Source organism: Pseudorhodoplanes sp. (assembly GCF_046289595.1).
Taxonomy (GTDB): Bacteria; Pseudomonadota; Alphaproteobacteria; order Rhizobiales; family Xanthobacteraceae; genus Pseudorhodoplanes.
The window spans coordinates 1-12,660 of the sequence record NZ_JBKBVB010000124.1; the positions used below are offsets into that span (position 1 = coordinate 1).

The window sequence follows — 12,660 nt, forward strand, 5'->3', positions numbered from 1 at the left end:
CTTCCGGCGCATCGCCACCCGATACGACAAGCTTGCCAGGAACTTTCTTGCTGCCATCGCACTGGCGGCGTCACGCCTCTGGCTCAGGCATTATGAGTCCACTACCTAGGCTGCCTTGGCGCGCCGCGGTGCCGGGCGGGCGGCCGGCTTGCGCGGGCCTTCGGCAAAGTGCGCATCCAGATCGGGATCGGGCTTGCCGAAGCGCCAGGCGCGCACCCGCTCGTCCCAGTCCAGCGCGCAAAGCTCGCAACGGCCATCATGCAGCCGGCGTTCGACCATGGTGAGTTCGACGCCGCAGCCATCCATGGCGACGACACCGGTGCAGACGAAAAGACCAGCATTCATGGCGGAACCCAAGTGTGAAACGAATCAGTTCACGCTTGAGTCTAGCCCGAAAAGTGAAAGCAATGGGTACGCCCGGTGGCTTTCCCCCGGCGCGCGGGACGGTTCTGAATGCTCCGGCCTGCCGCTATTCCTCGATCTTGAAGCCTGTCGCCTTCACCACCGGCGTCCATTTGTCGAGATCGGCCTTGAGCCGCTTGACGAATTCGCCCTGCGACCCGCCGGCGGGAATATAGGCGAGTTGCTGCATGCGCTCGCTGACGATTTTCGAGGTCAGGGCCTTGCCGATGGCCGCATTGAGCTGTTCGACGACCGGCATCGGCGTGCCGGCCGGCACGAACATGCCGAACCAGTCCTCCACTTCGATCGCAGCCGCGCCCTGCTCGGCGAAGGTCGGCACGTTGGGCAGATATTTCGAGCGCGCCTTGCCGCTCACTGCGACCGCCCGCAGCTTGCCGCCCTCGATGTGAGGCAGCGAGTCGGTGATGGTAGTGACCGCCACCGCGACCTGGCCGCTGAGGGCGTCCTGCAGCATGGGCGCCGCGCCACGATAGGGGACGTGGGTGAGGTCGAGCCCGGCATGCTGGGCCAGCATCGCGCCGATGAAATGCATTGGCGATCCGGCGCTGCCATGGGCATAGGCGGCCTTCGACGGATTGGCCTTGTACCAGGCGATCAGGTCGTCAAGCGTCTTGACGTCCTGCGGCACCGCCCCGGTGACGATCAGCGAGAATTCCAGGGTGCAGAGCGGCGCGACCGGGATGAAATCCCTGATCGGATCGTAGTTGAGCTTGGAGAAGATCAGTGGATAGAGCGTCATCATCGCTGCCGGGGTCACGAGGATGGTGTGGCCGTCCGGCGCGCTCGCCTTGGCGCGTTCGATGGCGATGCGTCCGCCGGCGCCGGAAATGTTCTCCACGACAGGGACGATGCCGAGATCGGCGCGCAATTGTTCGGCGACCAGACGCGCAACCATGTCGACCGAACCGCCGGCCGGGAAGCCGACCAGGAAGCGCACCGGCCTCGCTTTGTCGAAGGTCTGCGCGGATAGCGACGACAGTCCGGCAAACGGGATGGCTATCCCGGCGAGCATGGATTTCAGGGTCTCGCGACGGTTCATGCTTAAACCTCCAGTTTTTCAGCGTCGGCAAAGCCGTAAAGTGCGGCTGGATTGTCGGTGAGGATGCGCTTGCGGGTATCGGGACCGGCGCCGATGAGCGGCAGCCAATCGAGCAGATGGGACGATTGCGGCACGTTGCCGTTGACCATGCCGACATGCGGCCAGTCGCTGGCCCAGAGCAGCCGCTCCGGCGCTTCGGAGACGAGCTTTGCGCCGAAGGGAATCAACTCGGGCCACGGGAACGGTCCGGGCGAGGCACGGTTCATCGCCGACAGCTTGAGGTAGGCGCGTCCGGTGGCGAGCAAGCGGAGAAGTTCGCCAAAGCCGTCCTGGTCGATGCCGCGCGCGGGATTCCAGGCGTGAGCGGCCAGATGATCGAGCACGATGGGGACAGAAAGGCCTTCGCTCGTCTGCGCGATCAGCCGCAATTCGTCGAGGCCCGCAGGCCAGATCCCGATGTGCCAGCCAAGACCGGCTATTCGTGCTGCTGTCTGACGCAAGGTCTCGGCAGTGACGTCGTAGCCGAAGGCATGCGACAGGCGGATACCGCGAATCCCCTGGGCGTGAAATAGCTTCAGATCGGCGTCGCTCATGGATGGTGTTAGCATGATGGTGCCACGCGCGCCGCGTCCCATCGCGCGGAGGGCGTCAAGCGTGACCCGCAGGTCCTCGCCATGCGCCGAGACATGCGCGATTACCGCGCGCTCCAGCCCCATGGTGCGCAGCATGGCCCGGAACGCAGGCAGCGGCGCTTCGGGAACCGTGTAAGCGCGTTGCTCGGCGAGCGGATATTGTGCGTAGGGTCCGAGCACATGGACGTGGCAATCGCAGGCCCCGCCGGGCAGGGCAAAACCGGGCGCGCTCGGAGCCGGCGCGCCGGGGCAGGGTGTCGACAAGAGCGCTTCTCCATATTTCGCCACAGCGAATATATTATCGTTATGGTGAAACACTAAGGCGCGACCGGATTGCGGTCAACTGCCGACGTTCAAGCCACTGATCCCGTATCGCCGTGCGTTAGCCACGTCGGGTTTCGCCGCCGCGGGTGTCTTTCGCGTGCGCCGCATTGCTCTTTGGACGGAATCCAACCCGTCACCGGAAAGTCATCGCTTCGTCATCGCCCGCCAACCATAACCGCGCTGCTGCGGTGAGCGGGGCTTGCCGGCGCGCCATTTTTTCAAGTCAACGGGGAACGTGGATGTCCATCCAGATCGACGGGATCACGATTCAGAACAATGCCAATTCGACGCTCGCGGGTTCGCTGACGACGCCCACGGGGACGAACGCGCTGAATGTCACGTCGATCGGCGCCTATGCCACTGGTCTCGGGGCGGCGACCGCGGAGGTCGCGGCTTATGACAAAATCCAGCAGAAGCTGTTCGTGATGGCGAATTTCGACGATGCCGGGACCACCGGTCCGGACGGCCTGATCCAGATCGTCGACCTGTCCAATCCGGCGCTCCCGGTGCTGCTCGGCGATATCGACGTCGATGCCACGGTGCCGTTCTTCGGCGGGATCAATTCGGTCGCGGTGTCGGGCAATCTGGTCGCTGTGGCGGTTGAAAATGTGGTGAAGAGCGATAACGGCTTCGTCGCCTTCTATGACGCCACCACTGGCGCGCTCCTCAGTATCGTCGAGGTGGGCGCGCTGCCCGATATGCTGGTTTTCTCCGCCGACGGCCAGAAGCTTCTGGTCGCCAACGAAGGCGAGCGCGACGGCCCGATCGATCCGGTCGGTTCGGTGTCGCTGATCGATCTGTCGCTTGGCGTCGAAAATGCCGCGGTTGCGACCACCGGTTTCGAAGCCTTGAACGGCCAGGAAGACGCGCTGCGTGCACAGGGCGTCCGGATCACCCCGGGCAAGAGTGCCGCCGAGGACCTTGAGCCGGAATACATCACCATCACCAAGGACGGCACCACGGCATTCGTGACGCTGCAGGAAGCCAACACCGTCGCGCAGTTCGACATTACCGGCACGACGCCGGTTCTGGTGCGCCTGATCCCGCTCGGCTATGTCGATCACAGCATCGCCGGCAACGAAGCCGATTATTCGGATCGCGACGGCCCGGGTTCCGGTGGATCCAGCTTGGGCGCGATCCAGCTTACGCTGGCGCCGATCAAGGGCATTCTTCAGCCCGACGCGATCGCCACCTGGACGGCGAACGGCGTGACCTATTTCGCCACCGCCAACGAGGGCGATGCCCGCAGCGACGACAGCGACATCGCACGCCTGTCGTCGCGCGACCTCAATGACGACGTGTTCGGCGCGCTGGAAGCACAGCTCAAGCATGAGGACTGGGCAGGACGTCTCAACGTCTCGACCATCGACGGCGACACCGATCCGTCGACTCCGGGTCTGGAAGAAATCTACACCTTCGGCGGCCGCGGCTTCACCATCTTCAAGCAGGAAGCCGACGGCAGCGTCGTCAAGATTTTCGAGAGTGGCGGCGATTTCGAGAAGATTATTGCCGACCAATATCCGGCGCTGTTCAACAACAACCAGACCGGCACCGCCGCGACTTTCGACACGCGCTCCGACGACAAGGCCGGCGAGCCGGAAGGCATCACCGTCGCCAATGTCGGCGGGCGGTTCTATGCCTTCGTCGCGCTGGAGCGGCAGGGCGGGGTGATGATCTATGACGTCACCGACCCGGTGAATTCCGAGTTCACGATGTATCTGCCCTCGTCCACCGTCCATCTCGGACCGGAGACGATCCAGTATATCGAGGCGGTCGACAGCCCGAACGGCAAGGGCCTGCTGCTCACCACCAACGAGATCAGCGGCACCATCGAGATCTACCAGGTTGAACCGCAGCGCTACACGCTGCAGCTGCTGCATTTCGCCGACGGCGAGGCGGGGCTCCTGGCTTCCACCACCGCGCCCAATCTTGCGGCGTTGGTCGATGCGTTCGACGGCGCCTTTACCAACACCCTGATCCTGTCCGGCGGCGACAACTGGCTGCCCGGGCCTTTCCTTGCCGCCGGCACCGATCCGAGCGTCATTGCGGCGCTCAATGCCGCGACCGGTTCGACCATCGCTCCGAACGGCACAATACCTATCGCTGCGGTGGATATCGGCATTCACAACATCATCGGCGTCGAGGCCTCGACCATCGGTAACCACGAATTCGACCTCGGCTCGAATGCGTTCGCGGCGAGCTTTACGCCGGGCGGCGGCTGGGTCGGCGCGATGTTCCCCTACCTGTCGGCCAACCTCGACTTCTCGGGCGACAGCGCGCTGAACCCGCGTTTCACCAACACGGTCGACGGCCTCGGCAATCCGACCGCGACCCTGGTGCCGGACGCGAGCACCCTGAAGGGCCGGATTGCGCCCGCGACCGTGATCGAAAAGGGCGGCGAGAAAATTGGCCTTGTGGCGGCGACCACGCAGCTCATCGAAGCGATCTCGTCACCGAGCGGCACCGAAGTGAAGGGCTTCCCGACCGGCCCCGGCGCCAACGGCGAAGTCGACGATATGGATCTGCTGGCGGCGCAGCTGCAGCCGATCATCGACGAACTGATCGCCGAGGGGATCAACAAGATCATTCTGATGGCGCATCTGCAACAGATCGGCAACGAGATCGCGCTCGCGTCCAAGCTGCGCGGCGTCGACATCATCCTGGCCGCGGGCTCCAATACCCGTCTCGGCGACGACGACGACGTTGCGGTCGCGTTCCCCGGCCATGACGATGTGTTCCAGGGCGACTACCCGCTGACCGTCACCGATCTCGACGGCAAGACCACGCTGATCGTCAACACCGACAACGAATACACCTATCTCGGCCGTCTGGTTGTCGACTTCGACGAAAACGGCGACATCATCCTCGACAGCATTGCGGCCAACCAGGCGATAAACGGCGCCTATGCATCGACGGACGAAAATGTCGCAGCAGCCTGGGGCGTCGATATCGAGGATCTCGACACCACCGCCTTTGCCGACGGCACCAAGGGCGGCGACGTCAAGCTGCTCACCGATGCGGTGCAAAGCGTGATCAGCTTCAAGGACGGCAACGTCTTCGGCTACACCAACGTCTATCTGGAAGGCGAACGGGCCTTCGTGCGCAACGAGGAAACCAATCTCGGTAATCTCAGCGCCGACGCCAACGGCTATGCTTTCAAGCAGGCGGCCGGAGAGGCAGCTTCGAGCTTTGTTGTGTCATTGAAAAATGGCGGCGGCATCCGCGCCCAGATCGGTTCGCTGTCGCTGCCCGATCCCGACACCGGCGCCATCGACAAGCTGCCGCCTGCCGAAAATCCCGGCATCAAGGAGGAGGGCGGCGTCTCGCAACTCGATATCGAGAACTCGCTGCGCTTCAACAACCGTCTGATGGCGTTCGATACGACCGCGGAAGGCCTGAAGGCGATCCTGGAGCATGGCGTCGCCGCCTATGGCAATCAGGGCCGCTTCCCTCAGCTCGGCGGCGTCAAGTTCTCGTTCGATCCGACGGCGCCAGTGGGCAGTCGAGTGTCCGACATCGCGCTGATGGACGAAAACGGGATCGTCATCGCCAAGCTCTATGATGACGGTGTACTGTTGGCAGGCGCTCCGTCTCTCATCACGGTAGTGACGCTGTCGTTCCTCGCGCAGGGCGGCGACGGCTATCCGATGAAGGCGAACGGCTCGAACTTCCGCTATATCCTCGATGACGGCACGCTTTCGGCGCCGGTCGACGAGGCGCTGGACTTCACCGCGGTGCAGCCCGCCAACGCGCTCGGCGAGCAGGATGCACTCGCACAATATATGGCAGCGTTCCACGCCACGCCGCAGACCGCCTATAACGAAGCGGACACGCCGGTGAATCTGGATACCCGCATCCAGAATCTCACCCAGCGCGACGAGGATGTGTTCTCCTCGACTCCCATCGTTGGGTCCAGCGGCAAGGAAGACCTCGTCGGCAATGTCGGCAACGACACGCTTGACGGCAGCCTCGGCAAGCACAAGATGTTCGGCGGCGACGGCGATGACACCTACATCGTCGGCAAGGGCAGCAAGGTTGTGGAGGTCGACGGGCAGGGAACCGATACCGTGCAGACCTCGATCAACTTCAAGCTGCCAAAGTTCGTCGAGAATCTGCTGCTGACGGGCAATGCCAATCTCAGCGGCAAGGGCAACGATCTCGATAATGTCATCACCGGTAACGACGGCAATAACAAGCTCGATGGCGGCAAGGGTAACGATACGCTGCTGGGCGAGGCCGGTAACGACAGCCTGAAAGGCGGCGACGGCGACGACATCCTCGAAGGCGGTGCGGGCGATGACGTTCTTCAGGGCAGCAAGGGCAACGACACCTTCGTGTTCAAGCCCGGCTTCGGCAACGACCAGATCAAGGACTTCAAGGGTCTCAATCTGGGCGGCGGCGACGTCATCGAGTTCGACGCCTCGATCTTTGCCGATTTCGACGCGGTGCTGGCGGCGACTGTCGATAATGGCAACAGCCTCACCATCCAGGCCGGCGCCGACTCGGTCACGCTGCTGAAGGTGAAGGACGTGGCGTTCCTGAACGCCAGCGACTTCGCCTTCGTTTAAGCGGTCCAAGACCCGATATTGCAGAACGGGCCGGCGCAAGCCGGCCCGTTCTTGCCTCGCCTGCAGCGCAATGCCCGGTCAGATGCCGCGCTCTTTTTTCATGCGGTCGATCTGGGCTGTCACGTCCGGAGGCAGCGTTCGCACGCCCTCCTCGCCAGCCGCGGCCAGCAGCGGGCGCAATTGCGACTGCGCGAGCCATGCCGGCTCCCGCTTTTGCGGGATGATGCGCTCGAAAATCAGCACCATCAGGATCGCCAGAAGCAGAATGCGCACGACTCCGAGCGCAGCGCCGGCGGTCCGGTCCGGGAGGCTGACGCCGTCGCCCGCCATGGCGCCGACGGCATGGCGCAACAGCGCGGCCATGACCACGCCAACGGCCAGGAATACGGCCGCCATCGTCAGGATGGCTGTTGCGTCCGGCGGCGGCGATTGGGAGGCGAAGAGCGGGGCGAGCTTCGGACCGGCAATGACCGCGACCGGAGCGGCGAGGAGGTAGCCGAAAATCGTCGCCAGGCTTCGCAGCAGACCCGACCGGAAGCCGATGCCGGCGGCCAGCAAAGCCGCGCCGATGACGGCAATGTCGAATATGGTCATTGGTTCCGATCCTAAGGCGTCTTGCGTAAAGATTCCGCTGACAAGGCCGTCCGGTTACCTCCGTTTCGTGCTCGCGGCGATACGAGGGATATTTTTCGAGGCACATTTCGCCTTGTCCGGCTTGATTATGCCGAGGCCAGGCTCAAGTTAGCGTCACGCGCGCTGTTGCTGCGTCCCGGAGATTCCGCCATGTCGCTTCTGTCCGTCCTTCTGAACGTCCTTTGGATCGTGTTCGGCGGCCTGTGGATGGCGATCGGCTGGTGGATCGCCGCGATCATCATGGCGATCACCATCATCGGGCTGCCCTGGGCGCGCGCCGCCTTCAATATCGGCTTCTACACGCTGCTGCCGTTCGGTCAGCGCGCGGTGCCGCGCGACGTTTACACCGGCCGCGAGGACACCGGCACCGGTGCGTTCGGCACGATCGGCAATATCATCTGGTTCGTGCTCGCGGGCTGGTGGCTGGCGCTCGGCCATCTCATCACCGCGATCGGCCTTGCCATCACCATCATCGGTATTCCGTTCGCCTGGGCGCATCTGAAGCTCGCCGGGATTTCGCTGTGGCCGATTGGCATGATGATCGTCCCGACAGACGATCTGCGCCCGGGTCGCGTTCAGTAATCCGCGCGCAGAAGCTGCGATAGCAAGGCATTTCAGCTAACGTGATTCAACTCAACCGAGAGCGGAACACGGAGAGCGGACCTGCCTCAAGTCGATGTCACGATGGTCAAATGTGCATGCAGCGATTGCGTCTGCATTTGTCAGCACCAAATCGGCAGTGAGCAAGAATGACCGGCTCTGGCCCAGCAAGGAATGCGCAAACCATCACAAGGATGGCGCCGGATGCCACCATGGCTGCACCTGTCATGGATAATCGCCGGCGCGGGATTAGAAGGCGCCTGGAAAAACGCCGCCGTCGATCAGAAGATTCTGCCCGGTGATGTAGCCGGCCTGTTGCGAGCACAGGAACGCGCAGGCCGCCCCGAATTCCTCTCTGGTGCCGAAGCGCTTGGCCGGCACGCCGTTCATGCGCGCGGTGCGGGCCTGCTCGTAGGTGATGCCCTGTCGCTTGGCGTTGCCCTCGAGATTGGCGACGAGGCGGTCGGTATCGAAGGTGCCGGGCAGAATGAAGTTGATGGTCACGTTGGAGGCCGCGACCTGGCGCGCGACGCCTGCCAGAAACGCGGTGAGGCCGGCCCGCGCCCCGGACGACAGGTCGAGGCCGGCGAGCGGCGCCTTCACTGTGCCCGAGGTGATGTTGACGATGCGGCCGAATTGCTTTCGCGTCATCGGCTCGATGGCTTTCTGAATCAGCTCGATGGCGACCACCATATTGGCGGTGACGCCTTCGAGGATCTGCGCGCGGGTGAGCTCGCGGAAGTCGCGCATCGGCGGCCCGGCATTGTTGTTGACCAGGATGTCGGGCTCCGGGCAGACCGCGAACAGCGCCTGCTGGCCCTCGGGGGTTGCGACATCGGCCGCGACCGGAATGACTTTAGCACCGCTTGCCTTCGCGATCTCGTCGGCCGCTGCCACCAGCCGGTCCTGATCGCGACCATTGATCACAACCTCGCATCCCTCCTGCGCCAGGGCCAGCGCGCAGCCATAGCCGAGCCCCCGGCTCGATGCGCAGACGATGGCCTTGCGGCCGGCAATTCCGAAATCCATGGGTAACGCCTTTCAAGCTGGTCATGGCGGGCTTGTCCCGGCCATCCACGGCTTTCGTGTCGCAAAGACGTGGATGCCCGGCACATGGCCGGGCATGACGGAAAGAGCAGCGATCTTAATGCGAAAGGAATGCGGAAGGCAAAGCGGTTACGACAGCCTTGCGCCTTCGACCGCGCGCATGTCATGGCCGCGCCATTCGAATCCGCGGCCGAGCCAGGCATTGACATAGAGCACAGGCAGCATCGCGTCGCGCAGCATGCAGGCGGCGACGAGGCGCGGTGCGGCAGGCCATCCGGATTTGACCGAAAGCAGCCACTCCGCGCCGTACCAGGCTGCGACGAACGCAAGCGCGGGCATCAGCGGTGAGACACCGGCGAGCAGGGCCGCGGCAATCATCGTGACCAGCGGAGGCAGCGCACCGGAGAAGATTTCCAGCGAGAACCAGAACGGAAAGCTCGCGCGACGCAGCCGCGCCCAGCGGCGTTGCCGCTTCCACACGTCGCGGGCCTTGCGAAAGCCGAGCGGCTGGCGCACCGGCGGTTGCATCAGCCGCACCTTGAGGCCCAGCCCGCGCACGATCTTGGTGCAGGCGGCGTCCTCGGCGGATTCGGCGGCAAGCGCGCGAATCCCGCCGGCGCGTTCAAGGTCGGACTTTCGCCAGAACAGTGTCTTCCCTTGCGCGAAACCGAAGCCGATGGCGTCGGCGAAATATTGCCAGCGCGCCTGGTAATTGTTGAGCATGGCACATTCGACCTCGGCAAAGAAGCCGTCCGGCCGGCAGCCGATCGGCGGCGAGCAGACGAGGCCGGTCTCTGCATCGAATCGCGACAGCAGCCGCTGGATATAGTCGCGCGGCAGCAGCACATTGCTGTCGCAGATCGATACAAAAGGATGGGTGGCCTCACGCCAGCCCTTGAACACGTTATTGAGCTTCGGATTGTCACTGATTCGTTCGTCGCCGATCAGCAGACGCGCATCGATCCAGCGATGGTCGGCCATCAGCCGTTGCACCAGCGGCACTACGGCATCGTCCGGACGCGCCGCGCAGAAGATCAATTCATAGCGCGGATAATCGAGCCGGAAGGCCGAGCGCAGTGTGTCCTCAATGTAGTTTTCAAGGCCACAGACCGGCAGCACGATGCTGACCGGCGGTGAATCCGGCGCCGGCGTCGGCAAGGAAGCCGTGGGACGGCAGCGGCGCATGGCGACTGCCACGCTCAAGAGATGAAGGCCGAGGGCCGCCGCCGCAAAAAGCGTCAAAGCAAGGATCGCGATGCTCATCCGATGCACAATGTCGACAGGCGATGACATGCTGATGACGAGTCTCAGCCGCTGCGCGTAGCGCCTTGTCATCAAACGGCAATGACAATGTGGGACGAGGCGGCATCGACACTGGAATGGCTGACTCGTGCTGATGACACCGACCCGGCCGCGTCACTTTCGCGCGCTCTTCATCTCCGACGTGCATCTCGGCGCCCGCGGCTGTCAGGCCGGCAAGCTTCTCGACTTCCTGCGCTGGCACGACGCCGACACCATCTATCTGGTCGGCGACATCGTGGACGGCTGGGCGCTGAAATCGAGCTGGTACTGGCCGCAGCAGCACAACGACGTGGTCCAGAAGCTCTTGCGCAAGGCGCGCAAGGGTACGCGCATCGTGTATGTACCCGGCAATCATGACGAATTCCTGCGCGGCTATTACGGCACGCATTTCGGCGGCATCGATGTTGTCGAACATGCGATGCATCAGGGCGCCGATGGCCGCACCTACCTCGTCACGCATGGCGACCAGTTCGATCTGGTTGTCACGCATGCGCGCTGGCTCGCGCTGCTCGGCGACAAGGCCTATGAATTCGCCATCGTGCTGAACCGGCTGTTCAACACCATCCGCCGCCATCTGGGGCTCGGCTATTGGTCGCTGTCGCAATGGGCCAAGCTCAAGGTCAAGAACGCGGTTTCCTATATCGGCGAATATGAGCGGGCGCTTGCCGCCGACGCGAAGAAGCACGAGGCCCAGGGCGTGGTCTGCGGCCATATCCACCACGCGGTGATCCACGAGGATTTCGGCATCCGCTACGTCAATTGCGGCGACTGGGTGGAGAGCTGCACGGCAGTGGCCGAGCATCCTGATGGGCGGCTGGAAATCCTGCACTGGATCGAGGAGGGCACGGCCGCGGAAATCCCCGAATTGGCCGAGGTGCAGGCTGCCTGACGGCTGGCGCGACCCCGCCCGTGCGGGCTAGGATGACAGCTAAGGCGGCGTTACGGTGAGTCTTCTATGAATGTGAGGTCTGCGATCGCCCCGGGAGAGCCGGTGGGCGGCGCATTGCGTGAAATCGCCGCCGGTGCGGTCGCCGCAGCGCAGGCGATCCTCGACGATCCGGAACGCGACGCCACCACGAAGGTGCACGACATTCGCCGTGCGCTGAAGCGCTGGCGCGCGCTGCTGCGCCTGCTCGAACCGGTACTCGGAGAAGCCGGGCGGGCGCTGCGGATGCAGGCGCGGGACCTGGCGCGGCGCCTGACCGTGGCGCGCGATGCGCAGTCGGCGATCGATGCGCTGAACGATTCGATCGAAGCCTGCGAAGGACTGCCGATCGCGCTGCCGAAAAAGTCCATCGAAACCATCCACAGCCGGATGCAGGCGCTCAAGGCGGAAAACGAACGCAATATCTGGACCGATGAAATTCAGACCGACCTGTCGAACTATTTGACCGCCGCTGCCTGGCAGGTCTCGCACTGGGACATGGATGGCGTCAGCGTCGACGACCTTGCCGGCATGCTTGCCAATACCTACCGGCGCGCGCGGCGGTCGATCCCGGCCGACTGGGCGAATCCGGACCCGGAAGACCTGCACGAATTGCGCCGCCGCGTGGTCGAGCATCGCTATCAGATGGAACTGGTCGAGCCGCTCTGGCCGCGCCTCGGCAAGGTCTGGGTCGACGAGGCGCAGCGGCTGCGGACCCGCCTTGGCAAGGTTCAGGACCTGGAAATGCTCACCGCCAAGGCCGGGCCGCACCAGCCACTGGCGCATTGGCGCTCGCGGCTGACGCCGATGATCGCCTACCGGCAGGACCAGCATATTCGTGCGGCCCGAAAAATCGCCACCCGGCTGTTCGCCGAAACGCCAAAGGGCTTTCGCAAGCGCCTCGTGGCGCTGTGGGAGGCGCAATCCGGCGACGGCGAGGAAGAGTGAGCGCGATTGTTGCTGGGAGTGGTTCCCGGATGCCGTTGCGGAGGGTTCTGCCGAAGGGGAACCGGCAATCCACCGGCAGCACAAAAGTCTGCATCAGCGTTTCGGGTCCGGCTCTGCGCGCTGTCCCGGAACGGCCGCGGATATGGTATTGATTGCGCATGGATGCCATCAGTCCGGCCGATATCGATACCGCGGCAAGCCGTATCGAAGGCGTTGCGG

General features: G+C 63.8%; 11 protein-coding genes and 1 pseudogene. 6 read left to right on the top strand and 6 right to left on the bottom strand.

Features of this window, described 5'->3' with window-relative positions:
• A pseudogene (locus tag ACK41X_RS19565) lies at positions 1-109 on the top strand (IS5/IS1182 family transposase); the annotation flags it as partial.
• Here ACK41X_RS19565 and ACK41X_RS19570 read toward each other — a convergent pair.
• From ACK41X_RS19570 to ACK41X_RS19580, 3 genes are all read right to left on the bottom strand, one after another.
• On the bottom strand, positions 106-345 hold the full coding sequence (locus ACK41X_RS19570; RefSeq protein ID WP_409726725.1) for a hypothetical protein: 240 nt from the start codon (positions 343-345) through the stop codon (positions 106-108). The pseudogene ACK41X_RS19565 and the gene ACK41X_RS19570 overlap by 4 nt on opposite strands.
• 124 nt (positions 346-469) lie before the next feature.
• Positions 470-1,462 (bottom strand): Bug family tripartite tricarboxylate transporter substrate binding protein, encoded by a 993-nt coding sequence (locus ACK41X_RS19575; protein WP_409726727.1) that lies wholly within the window; start codon positions 1,460-1,462, stop codon positions 470-472.
• A gap of 2 nt (positions 1,463-1,464) precedes the next feature.
• Positions 1,465-2,358, bottom strand: a complete 894-nt coding sequence (locus ACK41X_RS19580) for an amidohydrolase family protein (RefSeq protein ID WP_409726729.1) — start codon at positions 2,356-2,358, stop codon at positions 1,465-1,467.
• A gap of 299 nt (positions 2,359-2,657) precedes the next feature.
• Between ACK41X_RS19580 and ACK41X_RS19585 the strand changes: the two genes are divergently transcribed.
• Positions 2,658-6,986 (top strand): choice-of-anchor I family protein, encoded by a 4,329-nt coding sequence (locus tag ACK41X_RS19585; protein WP_409726731.1) that lies wholly within the window; start codon positions 2,658-2,660, stop codon positions 6,984-6,986.
• Positions 6,987-7,064: 78 nt separating this feature from the next.
• On the opposite strand, the gene ACK41X_RS19590 is transcribed toward ACK41X_RS19585, so the two are convergent.
• Positions 7,065-7,580, bottom strand: a complete 516-nt coding sequence (locus tag ACK41X_RS19590; RefSeq protein WP_409726733.1) for a CvpA family protein — start codon at positions 7,578-7,580, stop codon at positions 7,065-7,067.
• Between the two features lie 189 nt (positions 7,581-7,769).
• Here ACK41X_RS19590 and ACK41X_RS19595 point away from each other — a divergent pair, with 189 nt between their 5' ends.
• Both ACK41X_RS19595 and ACK41X_RS19600 read left to right on the top strand, forming a co-directional pair.
• Positions 7,770-8,201, top strand: coding sequence for a YccF domain-containing protein (locus ACK41X_RS19595; RefSeq protein WP_409726735.1), 432 nt, complete (start codon positions 7,770-7,772; stop codon positions 8,199-8,201).
• 94 nt (positions 8,202-8,295) lie between these two features.
• On the top strand, positions 8,296-8,454 hold the full coding sequence (locus tag ACK41X_RS19600; protein ID WP_409726737.1) for a hypothetical protein: 159 nt from the start codon (positions 8,296-8,298) through the stop codon (positions 8,452-8,454).
• Positions 8,455-8,468: 14 nt separating this feature from the next.
• On the opposite strand, the gene ACK41X_RS19605 is transcribed toward ACK41X_RS19600, so the two are convergent.
• Together ACK41X_RS19605 and ACK41X_RS19610 are read right to left on the bottom strand one after the other, a co-directional pair.
• On the bottom strand, positions 8,469-9,248 hold the full coding sequence (locus ACK41X_RS19605; protein WP_409726739.1) for an SDR family oxidoreductase: 780 nt from the start codon (positions 9,246-9,248) through the stop codon (positions 8,469-8,471).
• A 147-nt stretch (positions 9,249-9,395) separates the two neighbouring features.
• Positions 9,396-10,529: a glycosyltransferase gene (locus ACK41X_RS19610; RefSeq protein WP_409726741.1), complete on the bottom strand. Its 1,134-nt coding sequence runs from the start codon at positions 10,527-10,529 to the stop codon at positions 9,396-9,398.
• A gap of 133 nt (positions 10,530-10,662) precedes the next feature.
• Between ACK41X_RS19610 and ACK41X_RS19615 the strand changes: the two genes are divergently transcribed.
• Together ACK41X_RS19615 and ACK41X_RS19620 are read left to right on the top strand one after the other, a co-directional pair.
• On the top strand, positions 10,663-11,457 hold the full coding sequence (locus tag ACK41X_RS19615) for a UDP-2,3-diacylglucosamine diphosphatase (protein WP_409726743.1): 795 nt from the start codon (positions 10,663-10,665) through the stop codon (positions 11,455-11,457).
• Between the two features lie 66 nt (positions 11,458-11,523).
• Positions 11,524-12,441, top strand: a complete 918-nt coding sequence (locus ACK41X_RS19620; RefSeq protein WP_409726745.1) for a CHAD domain-containing protein — start codon at positions 11,524-11,526, stop codon at positions 12,439-12,441.
• Positions 12,442-12,660: the final 219 nt, after the last annotated feature.